13 protein-coding genes are annotated in these 13,767 nt (G+C 40.4%); 7 read left to right on the top strand and 6 right to left on the bottom strand.

From position 1 onward, the window contains the following. The first annotated feature begins 28 nt into the window (after positions 1 to 28). From ACSLUK_RS08955 to ACSLUK_RS08940, 4 genes are all read left to right on the top strand, one after another. Positions 29 to 937, top strand: coding sequence for a bifunctional GNAT family N-acetyltransferase/hotdog fold thioesterase (locus ACSLUK_RS08955; protein ID WP_448548210.1), 909 nt, complete (start codon positions 29 to 31; stop codon positions 935 to 937). Between the two features lie 2 nt (positions 938 to 939). Further along, positions 940 to 1,419, top strand: coding sequence for a nuclear transport factor 2 family protein (locus tag ACSLUK_RS08950; RefSeq protein WP_448548209.1), 480 nt, complete (start codon positions 940 to 942; stop codon positions 1,417 to 1,419). A gap of 1 nt (position 1,420) precedes the next feature. Further along, positions 1,421 to 2,257: an NAD(P)H-binding protein gene (locus ACSLUK_RS08945; RefSeq protein ID WP_448548208.1), complete on the top strand. Its 837-nt coding sequence runs from the start codon at positions 1,421 to 1,423 to the stop codon at positions 2,255 to 2,257. Between the two features lie 203 nt (positions 2,258 to 2,460). Then, positions 2,461 to 2,754, top strand: a complete 294-nt coding sequence (locus ACSLUK_RS08940; protein ID WP_448548207.1) for a hypothetical protein — start codon at positions 2,461 to 2,463, stop codon at positions 2,752 to 2,754. A gap of 34 nt (positions 2,755 to 2,788) precedes the next feature. Here ACSLUK_RS08940 and ACSLUK_RS08935 read toward each other — a convergent pair whose 3' ends face one another. The 5 genes from ACSLUK_RS08935 to hutC all read right to left on the bottom strand — a co-directional run bounded on the left by ACSLUK_RS08935 (position 2,789) and on the right by hutC (position 6,996). Beyond that, positions 2,789 to 3,715, bottom strand: a complete 927-nt coding sequence (locus ACSLUK_RS08935; protein WP_448548206.1) for an SPFH domain-containing protein — start codon at positions 3,713 to 3,715, stop codon at positions 2,789 to 2,791. Beyond that, positions 3,715 to 4,635 (bottom strand): SPFH domain-containing protein, encoded by a 921-nt coding sequence (locus ACSLUK_RS08930; protein WP_448548205.1) that lies wholly within the window; start codon positions 4,633 to 4,635, stop codon positions 3,715 to 3,717. The genes ACSLUK_RS08935 and ACSLUK_RS08930 overlap by 1 nt, the downstream gene beginning before the upstream one ends. 24 nt (positions 4,636 to 4,659) lie before the next feature. Beyond that, positions 4,660 to 5,115: an NfeD family protein gene (locus tag ACSLUK_RS08925; protein ID WP_448548204.1), complete on the bottom strand. Its 456-nt coding sequence runs from the start codon at positions 5,113 to 5,115 to the stop codon at positions 4,660 to 4,662. 151 nt (positions 5,116 to 5,266) lie between these two features. Next, entirely contained in the window at positions 5,267 to 5,980 is a 714-nt protein-coding gene (locus ACSLUK_RS08920; protein ID WP_448548202.1) for a helix-turn-helix domain-containing protein, read from the bottom strand. Positions 5,981 to 6,279: 299 nt separating this feature from the next. Further along, positions 6,280 to 6,996, bottom strand: coding sequence for a histidine utilization transcriptional repressor HutC (gene hutC, locus ACSLUK_RS08915; RefSeq protein WP_448548201.1), 717 nt, complete (start codon positions 6,994 to 6,996; stop codon positions 6,280 to 6,282). Positions 6,997 to 7,297: 301 nt separating this feature from the next. On the opposite strand from hutC, the gene hutI reads away from it, so the two are divergent. Both hutI and ACSLUK_RS08905 read left to right on the top strand, forming a co-directional pair. Next, positions 7,298 to 8,533: an imidazolonepropionase gene (gene hutI / locus ACSLUK_RS08910; protein ID WP_448548200.1), complete on the top strand. Its 1,236-nt coding sequence runs from the start codon at positions 7,298 to 7,300 to the stop codon at positions 8,531 to 8,533. Positions 8,534 to 8,738: 205 nt separating this feature from the next. Further along, positions 8,739 to 10,793 (top strand): EAL domain-containing protein, encoded by a 2,055-nt coding sequence (locus tag ACSLUK_RS08905; RefSeq protein WP_448548199.1) that lies wholly within the window; start codon positions 8,739 to 8,741, stop codon positions 10,791 to 10,793. 3 nt (positions 10,794 to 10,796) lie between these two features. Here the strand turns inward: ACSLUK_RS08905 and rraA are convergent, their stop codons facing one another. Then, positions 10,797 to 11,282, bottom strand: coding sequence for a ribonuclease E activity regulator RraA (gene rraA, locus ACSLUK_RS08900; RefSeq protein ID WP_448548198.1), 486 nt, complete (start codon positions 11,280 to 11,282; stop codon positions 10,797 to 10,799). Between the two features lie 477 nt (positions 11,283 to 11,759). Here rraA and ACSLUK_RS08895 point away from each other — a divergent pair, with 477 nt between their 5' ends. Then, positions 11,760 to 13,760 carry a putative bifunctional diguanylate cyclase/phosphodiesterase gene (locus ACSLUK_RS08895; protein WP_448548197.1) on the top strand — a complete coding sequence of 667 codons (2,001 nt, stop codon included), beginning with the start codon at positions 11,760 to 11,762 and terminating at the stop codon, positions 13,758 to 13,760. Positions 13,761 to 13,767: the final 7 nt, after the last annotated feature.

Genomic DNA, 13,767 nt, shown 5'->3' with positions numbered 1-13,767 from the left:
CAACCTCTTAAAATTAAAAGCATAGTCAATGATTCGTTGTAAAACCCCAAAATCTAAAGAAGAATTCGCCAAATATTTTCAATTTCGTTGGTTACATTTAAGAAAAGCATGGGATCAACCTGAAGGTAGTGAACAAGATGCATTGGAGTCGCAAGCTTATCATCGCATGTTAATTGATGCATATGAGCAAATTGTTGCCGTTGGTCGTTTGCACTTTTCAGGTACAGATGACGCACAAATTCGTTATATGGCAGTGGCACCAGAATATCAAGGTAAAGGGCTAGGTAAGCAACTACTCGACGAATTGACCTGGGTTGCACAATCTAATGGCGCTAAATCAATTACATTAAATGCACGCGAATCAGCCGTGCCATTTTATGAGAAACATGGCTTTCAGAATTTGGGATTTTCCCACTTATTGTTCAATAGTATAAATCATTTCAAGATGTCAAAGCCCATCTCAACGCCTTTTTCGGAAGTCAAATCTCGCATCGAGCGCTTGGAGCAGGTTTGGCATCAAACTATCCCAATGAGTAAGGCAATGAATATTAATATATGTTCTTATGACAGATATTCGCTGCTTACCACTTGTGATATTGAGTTTAACAAGAATTTACATAACACCATGTTTGCTGGCTCCATTTATACCTTAGCGACGCTAACTGGGTGGGCTTGGGTGTACTTCAAGTTACAAGAAACAGACATAGAAGGCGACATTGTCTTAGCGGATGGGCATATCAAGTATCTTGCACCTGTGCCGTCACGCGCCGTTGCGCAAATCGAGATAGAAGATACTGAAGATAATTTAGTCGGGCTGGCAGCTGACAAAAAAGCAAGATTCTTAATAAAAGTATCAGTGAAAAGTGGTGATCGCGTGTGTGCACAATTCACTGGGAAGTATGTCGCTATACGTGCCGAATCAAAACAAAGGATATAAAAATGACTAAATATATAGCTTTGATATTTCTAACGCTAATGGCGAGCTCTGTCGGAGCACACGAGCCAAGCGACAAGGTATTGGATGCATTTCATCAAGCGGCATCAGAGGCTGACTTTACCCGATATTTTTCGCTGATGGATGACAACGCTACATTTTTGGGTACAGATGCTGGTGAACGATGGACTAAATCAGAATTTGCTGAGTATGTGCAGCCATATTTTTCAAAAGGCATAGGGTGGACATACAAACCCTTGAGTCGTAATTACACGATTGTAGACCCAGAAGGTGTTGTAGTCTTTGACGAAATTTTGATTAATGATGCCTATGGAACTTGCCGGGGTTCTGGTGTGCTTAAAAAAGGGGACAATGGATGGGTAATAGTTCAATATAATTTAAGTGTTCCCATTCCCAACGATATCGCTAAAAAAGTAGTGCAGCAAATACGAAACTTCCAATTAAGCAATGTAGCAGAGCAATAATATGACGAATGGAATGAGCTCAGTTGGCATAATAGGTTGTGGCTGGTTAGGTAATGCATTGGCTAACCAACTTATTGCGCATGATCATGTCGTCATAGGTACAACTCGCAGCGAAGATAAACTACAAAAGCTTTCACAACTAAAAATTATCGCTGAAAAGTTGGAGTTTCCACTAAGTGGTGTTGATATTGACACTTTGGCTGTATTTAACTGCAATACGCTCGTCATAGCTATTACACCAGGCATTAGGCAGGGGAGAATAGATTACGCTGACAATATTAAAACCATTGTTGGGCATGCTCAGCGACATGGTGTGGAACATATCGTTTTACTCAACAGCACAGCAATATATCAAGGTTTAAATGGCTATGTGGACGAAGCTGCCACGTTGCTATTAGATGACCCTAAAGTCGCTCTATTGAAACAGGCTGAACAATATGTTGAAAACTATTGTGGAAGGTACAGCATTTTTAGGTTGAGTGGCTTAGTAGGACCAGGTCGACATCCTGGCAATTTTTTCAATAGTAATAGGCTGTTGACCCAGCCCAATGCGTTTGTGAATTTGATTCACCAACAAGATGTGGTGAATTCCCTATTTGAATTTATTACGCAGACTAAACCAAGTGAGATATATAATGCATCAAGCTCCATGGAAGTAAGTAAGGGACATTTTTACAATATGGCGGCATACGCGCTAGGAAAAGAAGCTAGCCTGTACGATAATGAGCCAAGCAAGGAGTCAGGCAAGTTAATTGTGACCGATAAACTTCATGCAAATTTGGAAATGCCGTTTAAATTTGATGATATTGTTTCCTGGATGATGACAAACAAAGCCTAGGCATAGCGTCAATAAATAGGCAATGTATCTGTCTGTGGAATGTATTAGGAGCTAGGATTTATCAATGTCGTATTTTTCTTAGGCGTTAAATAAAGTACAATTTCAGGCAACGAATTATTGGTTGATTAAAAGCCTGCCTATTTGCCTGGTATTAGGTCAATTCATTACGCAGGGAGCGTAACTGCTCAATTAAGTAAATGTTTATGTCATTACATACAAACAAGCCGTTCATATTATTTGTTATTTTGTGGATTCACGTTTCAGTTCTTGATCTGTTTTTTGTCACCTATCAAGGCCCGGTGTTTCTGTTTGCCGAAAACACAACGCTCACGGCGATCATAACCCATATGCTAATTGCTGCCATTGGCACTGGCTGCTATATATGCAGTTGTCAATTTAGACAGTGGCGACAACGAAAAAGTGGTGGTGTAAGCGATAATATTTGGCTGGCTTGTTCTGCGATGTTGATTGGAGCAATCATATTCATCATTGTGTGATGATGCGTGAAAGACGCACCACCACACGCTAATGTTACTTTTTGCTAATAGACATCTGCCAATCTTGAAAATCCATCAAATTAGCCGGAATTATGACTTTCCGGTTTGATTTGCTAAGCCCTGACATTTGCTGCAAATATTGCTCACTTAACTGAAGATTTAAGGCTTCTTCACCACCTTCTTGATTAATGGCGTGCGCAATTTTCTTTAACGAAGCACTTGTAGCGGTAGCAATCGCTATAATTTCCGCTGCTTTACCTTCTGCGGCATTAATACGGCGCTGTTTTTCACCTTCTGAAATGTTAATCATCTCCATTTTCATGCCCTCTGAGCGACTGATACGACTGTCTCTGTCACCAAGACTTTTTGCTAGTATTGCACGCTTTTCTCGTTCAGCGGTTACCTGCAACTCCATCGCATTTTTTACGGTAAGTGGAGGTGTTATGTTTTTTATTTCGTAGCGGTGTACGCGGATTCCCCAAGTTTCTCCAGCTTTATCCAGTACTTCTACTACTTTGGCGCTAATAATATCACGCTCTTCAAAAGTGCGATCAAGATCTAGTGTACCTATCACAGATCGGGTAGTGGTTTGAGCAAGTTGCATTGCTGCGAATCTGTAATCTGTGATGCCATAACTCGCTTTAATCGGATCTATAATTTGTATATAAATAACCCCATCTACTTCGACATTCACTTCATCCATTGAAAAGCATTCTTGCGGCGGGACATCGATAGTTTCTTCTTTCAAATCTTGTACAAAGGCAACCCTATCGATAAAAGGCAGTAATACATGAAAGCCTGCTTCTAGCGTACACTTGTATTTACCTAAGCGTTCTACAATGTATGCTGATTGCGTAGGTACCAAACAAATTGCTTGTATAAACTTAAATGCAAGAAAGAAGAAGATCCCTGCCCAAATAGCAAGAATAATTAGATCTAGTTGACTGGCTGAAGCTAACATTATGCAGATACTCCTTTTGTTGCTTTGGTAACGTTTTCCATACCTTCAAAGAAGCCTTCAAGTTTGGCGAGCTCAGCGGGTACTACCGAAACATCTGCCTTATCCAGAATACTTCCAGTTTGTTGAATGTATTGCTGCATCAATCGCATTTTAATTGCCTTGTCGCCACTTGGTGACGATGCTGCTTCTGCCACTAGATTCATACCTTCAGCAGTTGCTTGAGCAAGTATTTCAATTTCTTTGGCTTTACCCTCTGCTTCATTAATCTGGCGTTGTTTATCGCCTTCAGACAGGTTTATCGCCTCTTGTCTTTCTCCTTGAGACAGGTTAATCGTAGATTCCCGTTCAGCTTCTGCTCGGGTGATTTCCGCGCGTTTTTCTCGCTCCGCTTCCATTTGTTTTTCTAACGTGTGAATGACATTCGCTGATGGTGTGATATTGCGCACCTCGTAGCGTAACACTTTGATACCCCATGGATCTGACGCTTTGTCAATTTCCCTGACAATGGTTTCATTTAACGCATCACGCTCTGAAAACGTTTGGCTTAGTTTGAGTTTGCCTATTTCGGAACGCATCGTTGTTTGCGCTAAATTTATGGATGCGCGGCGATAATCTTCTATGCCATAGCTAGCTTTTTTACCATCCATAACTTTGATGTAAACGAGACCATCAACATCGATTTGAATGTTATCGCGGGAGATGCAGCTTTGTGCTGGGATATCTAATACTTGTTCTCGTGTTTCATGCCGATAGGCAACGCGGTCAAAGAATGGAATTAAAAAATGCAGCCCTGGTTGCATTACTGCACGAAACTTCCCTAATCGTTCAACAACACACACTTCACGCATTGGTACAACTAGCACTAGCTTCAAAATAATGAATAGTAAAAATAACAGCCCAAAAGTAAAAAAAGCTAACATTTATCTCTCCTTGTTTTAGTATTTTTATGAATCGCGTGGACAGACGACGAGTGAAATATTGTCCTTACAAACAATAGAAACTTTTTGGCCCTTCTCTATGATGCGTCCATCGCCTAATGCTGGCCACGAACTTCCTTGGAACTCTACACGACCCGCGTGTGTTCCTGGGCCTATCGTTTCAGTAACATTCACTTCTTTACCATAAATATCAAGTTCTTCATTGGTGTTGTCTATTGTTTGGTCGCTCGCAAACAACCGATTTGTAAAGAAGTACAATATAAACAGAAGGAAGGAGGCAGTGATGAACCAAGCCGTGAGTGTAATTGCCCATGTATCAAGGATTTTAAAATATACACCTATTGCCACTAATAATGAGGCAAAACCAAGATTAAGCAAAATTCCACCAGGAACAAATATTTCGATGCAGGCAAATAGAATTGCCAAAACCACCCAAGTTTCAAAAAATAATATGTATTCCACTATAAGTTCCTTGTAATAGGTGTGCTTTATCAGATGTGCATCATAGCTAATTACATTATTAGCTGTCTATCCGCTATTGAAGCTATCAAGCTTGACATAATATGTCAAGCTTGATGCGTTTGAGAACTAATGTAGGTGATTTGAAATAGTGTTAATCAAACTTAGTTGCTAGCTCGCGACTAGAGAGTTTTGTCGCCAATGGTCTTAGCAATACTTCGGCAACAATTGCAGCATAAAGCATAACAAGCAGGCAAACGGCATAAGCGGCATGTACAGTGAACTTTTCATCAATATTTGTATAGTTACTGTGTATCGAGATTATACCGATAAGTAGTCCGATGAACGCGCCACCATAGTTGAATTGGATTTGCTTTCTGTAAATTTCGGCTAAAAAATCGGTCGCTGGCGAATGTGAAATATCATTCGCAAATAAGTAGCCTAACCCAGTTATTGATTTGACAAAACCATGTGAGCCAAAGGCAATTACGGTACCTGAGTACATTAGTAAGATTAAAAACAGGGCACTTGCCCAATCCATAAAATATTCGAGTTGACCACCTAACATAAATAACATGGCGATGGCACCAACAACGACCATCAACGCGATAAAGCTTTGCATAATATTCTTCCTTTTCCAGTTTACTTCAGGGTTTGAAGAAACAGGGAACAATTCTTGTGGGGAGATATCAAACGCAGCAGCTAAAGCAAGTTGTGTTTCAGCTGAACTATTGCCGTCTTTTTCTGCTCGTTGAATCGTTCTTAGACTCAAGCCAGAGGCCTTTGCTAATAGCTCTTGTGACCAGCCATTTTCTTTGCGTAGGTGTTTAATACGTTCTGGTGATAAATGCGTACTTAAGTGTGACAATAAGATACTCCATAAAGTGTTCGCTTGTTTCAGCTAAAAATATGCAAAGTTATTTGAGATTTAGCGAGAAATTCCTTACGCCATTATAACGTCACAGTTACGTCAAGCCAGTAAAAACAGCACTTTTAGCACGGTCTGAAATTAGACTGTTTTATCTGTAATTTTCATGGAGATCACCAAAATAGCGATGGTTCTAGCATTGAAAGCTGGTTATTTTTCCTTAAATTTGTGGGGGGCTGTCTATATCTGAACGATGATCAATAGCGTAATAACGGTTAAATGTTCGTGACTTCGACTACCTATTCCCCAAATTTTAAGTGACCACCCAAACGGTATCGGTTGCCGGGAGATGTCAAAATAGCAACGCTGACCACTCCTTGGCTTGACCATGTCCGTCTTCTAACTTGTAAACAAGGCGTAGTAGATTCGATAGACAATAGATGACATATATCTTGTGATGCGAGAATCGCTTCTACTTCATGAGTAGCTTCTGTCAGTGGTGCTTCTTGCGACAGATACTCGTGTGGTGTTGTTTTGGTAAAATTCTGACTTAAGTATTTAGGAATGAGTTGGCTGTTTACGTAGCGTTGTTCTAACTGGATGGCGTCATCATTTTCAAAATGCAAAATTTCGGAGTAGTAAACGGTATCGCCCCGCGCAACATTGAGTAATATGGCTATTTCTTCGTTAACTTTAGTCGTTGTGAGTGTCAATTGTTGAGCGTGATAAACATGACCACGCTCTTTAATTTCATCGGCGATATTGCGAATTTCCAAAATTGAAGACTGGGACTTGAAGGTAGCAACAAAGGTACCTGCGCCTTGTGAACGAACTAACAACCCCTGTTCCGTTAATTCTTGCAATGCGCGACGTGCAGTCATACGAGATACGCCAAATTGATCAGCCAACTCATTTTCGGAAGGCACTTTACTATTTTGTCGCCATTGGCCAGATTCAATTTGTTCACAGATGTGATCTTTGATTACTGTAAATTTCGCGGTTGCAGGTTTACTCATTCTTTTTATCTCGTCATTTGCTCTACGGTGCAATCTGCGTTTACTTTAAGATACAACGCTTGTATATACAACTCTTGATCATCTAGTGTGCTTAGGTTAGAGTGGCTGTAAATACTCATTAAGCTACGGATAGTATCAGGGCAATACCTAACATTGCACTTATTTTTCGTTTTACTTGTTATTGGAAGTTTACCTTTAACACGCGAAATTAGTGGATTGGCGCGTAGTGTCTTATAGTTATTCACTTAAACAAATTTTGACGCTTTAAATCGAAAATTTCGTTAAACACTTAGGTAAATCTATGCAAAACAACCCAAGCAACTGGCAGACTTTAATCAAAAACGTAAACATGGCAACCATGACAAATGGTGCAAGTGACTACGGCATAATAACGGATGGAGCATTGGCTATTAGTGAGGGCAAAATTGCCTGGGTTGGTAAAACCGATGAGATTAGCCATGAGTTGTTAGCGAATGTAGACATTATTGATGGGCAAGGCCAATGGTTAACACCGGGATTGGTCGACTGTCACACGCATATCGTTTATGGCGGAAATCGAGCTAACGAATTTGAAATGCGCTTACAGGGTGCAAGCTATGAAGAGATCGCAAAAGCTGGCGGTGGTATTGTGTCGACAGTTGCTGCAACGCGCTCAGCAAGCGAAGCTGAGTTGCTAACATCGGCTTTAAAACGCGCTAATGCGTTGTTTGCACAAGGTGTAACAACGCTAGAAATTAAGTCGGGTTATGGACTTGATACAGACAATGAATTAAAGATGCTTCGCGTCGCTACACAAATTGCAGAATCATTACCTATTACCGTAAAACGGACATTTCTCGGTGCTCATGCATTGCCGGTTGAATATAAAGACCGTGCGGACGACTATATTTCCTTGGTTTGCGATGAGATGCTACCAAAAGTCTCAGCATTAAATTTAGCTGACGCAGTTGATGTTTTTTGCGAGGGGATTGGCTTTAACCTTGAGCAAACCAAACGAGTATTTGATGCGGCGCAACAACATGAACTGCCGATTAAGGTGCATGCGGAGCAATTGTCAGATCTTGGCGGGTCAGCATTAGCTGCACAATACGGTGCACTCTCTTCTGATCATGTAGAATATTTGGGTGAGGAAGGTATAAAGGCGATGGCGACAGCGGGAATGGTCGCCGTATTATTACCCGGTGCTTTCTATTTTCTTCGAGAAACACAAGTGCCACCGATTGAGTTACTTCGCAAACATGGTGTAAAAATGGCGATAGCCACCGACGCTAATCCAGGGTCATCGCCAATTAACTCTTTGCAATTAATGCTCAATATGGCGTGTACGCTATTTAGAATAACACCCGTAGAAGCATTGGCGGGGGTGACATGTAACGGTGCACAAGCACTTGGGTTAGCGCAGAGTAAAGGCCAGCTTAAAGTTGGCTACGATGCGGATTTAGCACTCTGGAATATCAATCAGCCAGCTGAATTATGTTACCAGTTTGGTGTTAATCCACTCGTTAACTTATTTCAGGCGGGCAATCGAGTTTTATAATCTCTAAACACCTGTTAATATAGCCTAAAGTTAAACTAGTAGCGTCATGCAAATGCGATACTGGTTTATTTTATGGTGTCAGTTGCGATGGATTGCAGTATCACAAAGTCTCGTTATTCGCTTATCGGCTATACAAATCCACTCTGATTGATTACTCTTAATTATTAAGCAGTACTTGCTGCAATAAGCTTCTGGAAGTATGAAGATGAACAGATGTTTATCTAGATTTTATGGCGTGATTGCCATGCTGTTAATGCCCCCTGCCGTTGCCAGTGATACGCTGGAATTTTCGCTATTCGTTAGTCCTCTAATTATTGGGTTACTGCTTAGTGGGCTTTTCGTACTTCGCCAACTCAAACTAAACACGCGACTACGAGAATCAACACTCACGCTAGTATGTGTCGGTTCGATTATCCAAGTGCTGGCAATTGAGTTTGCCATGGAGTACCAACGCGCATTAATTCTAATTGGTTCGACAATTATGTGGTTAAGTGTGTATTTATCTAATCGCATGTACATGATGAATGTGCCAAAAATTGCCCATTGGATAGACAAGGTGGTAGCGTTAATTACCTTAGCATATGCATTGGCATTAGCGCTATTGCCTAATGTGAATGGCTACATGGTTTGGGGCGGGTTTGGGCTCATTATCGTATTTGTGCATGCGCTAAGTGTTCGTGCGAAATTACAACAGTTGCCATCGCAAAAACAAACAGAATTCATCACTCTTTCAGCATTAACACTTTATATTGCGGTAGGTTATTTTTGGTTGAATGCGAATCTGCCAAATAGCCTTTTTTCACTTGTTATCCTGCTAACATGTGTTGCTTTCTTGTGGGGGAAACTCGCTGAATCCCTTGTTTGGCGACGTCAACATGAAGACTCAACAATCGAACCAGAAAGCCAAGTCAGTAGCCATTTCCTCGATCCAATTACCAATTTACCCAATTACCAACATGCTATTCGAAAGTTGAAACTTTTGAACCATCAAGTATTGAAAGATCAATATATTGCAATTGTATTTAAACCGGTAAATTTTCAAGAAGTGAACCGGGTGCTTGGTCATCAAACGTCTGATATTTTACTACTACAACTCGCCTATAGCTTACAAAAAGCAGTAATCGAAAGACGCCAACTGGTCAATTTTAATGATTCAAACGATGCAGTTCGCATTGCACGACTTCAAGGGCTTGATTTCTTGATGGTCATCGACACGTCTCACATTCAGCATTCAGCTTACATTGAAGTTGAAGATATTTGTCGTAAGTTATTAGAAGCGGTTCCCACAGCACTAAGTTTTAAGAGCTTTTCTTTAAACTTTGATCTGGCTTTTGGCGTGGCAGTGAGTGAAGCACAATTTTCTGATATAGATTTGCTGGTTAAGTATGCCAGTGATGCGCTGTTAGAGGCTGAGCAACAGGGTCGTCAAATCGTTTATTTTGATTACAAAAAAACCATATTTGCAGAGCAACAGTTGCTTAATATGGAAAAGCTGAAGTTGGATATTTCTCGTGGTCAGCTTGATTGGCTGTTACATCCACAAGTGTCAATGCAAGATGAGCAGCTGGTTGGCGTAAAAATAGAAAGTGAATGGCGTGGCCTCAATGGCGATGTGTTATCGAAACGTGATTTTCGTGAAGTCGCTGAGTTTAGCGGTGAAATTTATCCTTTAACTAAAATTGCCATTAGAAAAGCGTTCGATTTGCTTTATGCAATGCACAACAAAGGTGTGCGTTGTAATGTGGCTATTGAGCTCTCTAGTGCAGAACTATTGCAGCCCGATATTATTGAATTCATTAAGTCGGTTGCTGACAATGTAGGGATTTCGAGTAAGTATCTGATGCTGGATATTGATGAATCATTGCTGATGGCAGCTAGCGAGCAAACCAAAGCGTTTATCGATCAATTGAAAAAGAATGAAGTATCTATGGCAATTGACAACTTTTCCGGTAGTTATGAGGCATTAAGGTACCTAAGGCGTACTATCGTCACCCAAGTCAAAATCGACTGCAGCAATTTAAATGAGCAAGGTGATAGTACAGACAAAGTCATCATAAACGCGTTGATAAGTCTAATTCGAAAAATGGATTTAATGTTGATGGCCACACATATTGATACACAAGATGCCCGCGACACATACTTGTCTATTGGCGGAAATTATGGGCAGGGGCGTGTAGTTCAACGGCGCCTGCCTATAGAAAAATTTGATGGGTGGTTCCAAGACTGGTTAGTTAAAAATCCAATCAATAAAGTTGAATAACACTTATTCAATATCGAGAGGATCGGGGGAGAGAATAATACCTGTATTATCAGCGTAAACATGATCATCAGGTAAAAAGGTGACACCACCAAAATTTACGGCTGCGTCTTTCTCGCCAGTATCATCATTGCTTGCCCCGACAGGAATTGCAACGAGCCCTTGAACACCAATGTCAATATCTTCCAGTGCATCAACGTCTCGTACACTACCGTAGCAAATTATACCTTCCCAGCCATTCTTAGCAGCAGCTTCTACAATATACGCATCAAGCAGTGCTCGGCGAGTTGAACCTCCACCGTCAATAACCAATACTTTTCCTTGACCGTCAGACTCAGCAATTTCAGTAATTAATCCATTTGCTTCAAAGCACTTTACTGTAACAACTTGACCACCAAATGAATTCCGTCCGCCATAGTTACAAAATATTGGCTCTACTACATCAACCAACTCTGCGTACAAATTACATAATTCCGACGTGTTATATTCCATAGTATTTGCCTATCAATGTTAATTACTGACTAGAGCTCGCTGACTTTGAGGTTCAAGTTTTATTCAACTTGAGCGTGTTCTGATCGCGGCGCTCGGTTTATAGCATCGTTGCTCGTTGTCAAAATCTTTCACAGCTTCTTCATTCTGATCGCGTCAAGTACCGACAGTCAGATGCAAAAGTGTACAACAAAGGTAAACACGCTCTAACTCAACCAGTATAACTACACCAGCCGATGTTACAACCATTTGGCTGCAAATTAATGACATAGATAGATAAAATGCGTGATTGTTCCCAATCGAGTTTTTAATGATGTGCATCTCGTTTAACGCTTGATAAATAATTGGTTGCTGGTATTCAACAACCCCATTGTGATCGCTCGTGCATTTTCTATATCGCTTTAGAAGGATACGTTTGCAACTTGTAATTTCTAACAAAAAGCTATGTAATGAGATAATAACTCTCTATTTAATTGAAATATGGCTGAAAAGTTTCTGGCGCTAGGATCATTATTTACGGCACAAGCATTAATACTTATTGCTTTGTCGCTAGTGTTGATTGCCTACTACCGAAGAAACCATCAGCGTTATTTAAAATTTTGGGCACTTTCATTATTGGCGATGACTTTAAGCCAAGGCAGTGCCGCCCTGATCAGCTACAACTATCAATTAGTCCAAACCTCAGTTACTCATAACCTGCTCATATATTTGAAGCAATTAATGCACTATTTGTTCATCTCACTTTTAGTCTTAGGGACATTCGAGGCGTTGAAGCCGAATAGGGTGAGACGAGGCATGGTGCTTTATGTTGTCACAAGCTGCTTTTTACTGGCAGCATTGCTGCCACTGCTTTATGGCTTTGAACAAGGCGCGGTATTTAGCCGATTTTATGTTGGTGTAAGCCTGCCGTCATTCATTTTAGGATGTGGGTTCATTTTTCTCTCTTCGTTCTTGTTTACATCTGGACAATTACACTTTTCGGCTCGTCTGCTATTTAACTTGAGTTTGTTAGCAGGGTGCCGTTATTTATTGTTTTCATTTTTGTCCATTATGGCTGTCACAGAAGATTGGTTTCGATTACTCGGCCAGCAATTAGTTTATGTAGATTTAGTCGTCTATATGTTGCTCGGATTTGTCATGTTAATTTGGCTTCATGGTGCGGAACAAAATGCAGCGGAAACGGCAATAAATCGAGTAAAGTATCTCGGGAAACATGATTCGTTAACCGGTGCGTTAAATCGTGAACAAGTGTTTCAGAAACTAGCCAAAGCGATTGACGGAGTCTCAGAAAGCCAAACGCAATTGGCTATTTATCTTATCGATATTAAACAATTTAAGTTCGTTAACGATACTTATGGTATTAGTACGGGTGATTTAATTTTGGGCGAGATTGCTAAACGACTTAACGATAGTATTTTAATTCCGATGCTTGTAGGAAGGCTAAGCGGTGATTCATTTGTCTTTGCCATTGAAGTGCATCGTGAAAGTCAGTATGAGCAAGCAATTGAACACTTACATGAGCTTATTTCCCATCCTTATCGTTTTAATCAACAGGTTATTCATTTGCAATGTTGTATTGGATACTGTCATTTTCCCGAGCATGGCGACAAGGCCGAGGATTTATTGCAAAAGGCGAATTTAGCGTTGTTTCAGGCAGAATCCCAAAATTTGCCGAGCGTGCAATATAAATCCGGTATGCAATCGCGAGGACGTTATCTGGTTGCTGCGGAAAAAGAGATCAAAACAGCGATGCAACGAAAAGAATTCGTTCTTTATTTTCAGCCGCAACTAAATTTGGTCACAAATAAACTTGATGGTGCAGAGGCATTGGTGCGATGGCTTCATCCTGAAAAGGGCTTATTGCCTCCCAGTGAATTTTTGTCAGATATAGAACAGCTGGGTTTAAGTAGTGAATTTGATTCTTATATTGTCGATTTAGCGTGTCAAATAAATGCCAAATGGTATCAGCAATTCAAGCGACGAATTTCTTTGGCGGTAAATATATCGGCAGTTGAGTTTCAAGATCCTAAGTTAGTTTCGAATATACAGGCAGTATTGAAAAAATACGATATTCCACCTGTTTACTTAGAGCTGGAAATTACAGAAAACATCGTGATTACCGACATCAATATGGCAATGGATACGATTGTGACATTGCAAAATATGGGGATTAAAGTGTCGATTGATGATTTTGGTACTGGCTATTCATCCTTAGCTTACTTGCGAGAATTACCGATAGATAAGATAAAAATAGATCGAAGCTTTATCAATGAATTTACACAAAACGATTCTGACCTGACAATCGTTAAATCAATGATTAAGCTGTCCCATGGTTTGGGTAAGCGTGTTCTAGCAGAAGGCGTTGAGACCTCAGAACAATTGCAATTGTTAAGAAACCTTGGCTGTGATGCAGTACAAGGGTATTTCGTATCTAAGCCTATTTCAGAAGAGGCTTTTTGTAAGTACTTTTCTCGTAAATAGGATTATT

This window comes from Thalassotalea fusca (assembly GCF_053485835.1).
This window is presented reverse-complemented; position numbering and strand designations above follow the sequence as displayed.

Excerpts from the sequence above, each read along its gene's own strand:
- ACSLUK_RS08950 (WP_448548209.1), top strand. The coding sequence starts at position 940 with ATGACTAAATATATAGCTTTGATATTTCTAACGCTAATGGCGAGCTCT.
- hutC (WP_448548201.1), bottom strand. The coding sequence starts at position 6,996 with ATGAGTAAACCTGCAACCGCGAAATTTACAGTAATCAAAGATCACATC.
- ACSLUK_RS08905 (WP_448548199.1), top strand. The coding sequence starts at position 8,739 with ATGAACAGATGTTTATCTAGATTTTATGGCGTGATTGCCATGCTGTTA.
- ACSLUK_RS08940 (WP_448548207.1), top strand. The coding sequence starts at position 2,461 with ATGTCATTACATACAAACAAGCCGTTCATATTATTTGTTATTTTGTGG.
- hutI (WP_448548200.1), top strand. The coding sequence starts at position 7,298 with ATGCAAAACAACCCAAGCAACTGGCAGACTTTAATCAAAAACGTAAAC.
- ACSLUK_RS08895 (WP_448548197.1), top strand. The coding sequence starts at position 11,760 with ATGGCTGAAAAGTTTCTGGCGCTAGGATCATTATTTACGGCACAAGCA.
- rraA (WP_448548198.1), bottom strand. The coding sequence starts at position 11,282 with ATGGAATATAACACGTCGGAATTATGTAATTTGTACGCAGAGTTGGTT.
- ACSLUK_RS08955 (WP_448548210.1), top strand. The coding sequence starts at position 29 with ATGATTCGTTGTAAAACCCCAAAATCTAAAGAAGAATTCGCCAAATAT.
- ACSLUK_RS08930 (WP_448548205.1), bottom strand. The coding sequence starts at position 4,635 with ATGTTAGCTTTTTTTACTTTTGGGCTGTTATTTTTACTATTCATTATT.
- ACSLUK_RS08935 (WP_448548206.1), bottom strand. The coding sequence starts at position 3,715 with ATGTTAGCTTCAGCCAGTCAACTAGATCTAATTATTCTTGCTATTTGG.
- ACSLUK_RS08945 (WP_448548208.1), top strand. The coding sequence starts at position 1,421 with ATGACGAATGGAATGAGCTCAGTTGGCATAATAGGTTGTGGCTGGTTA.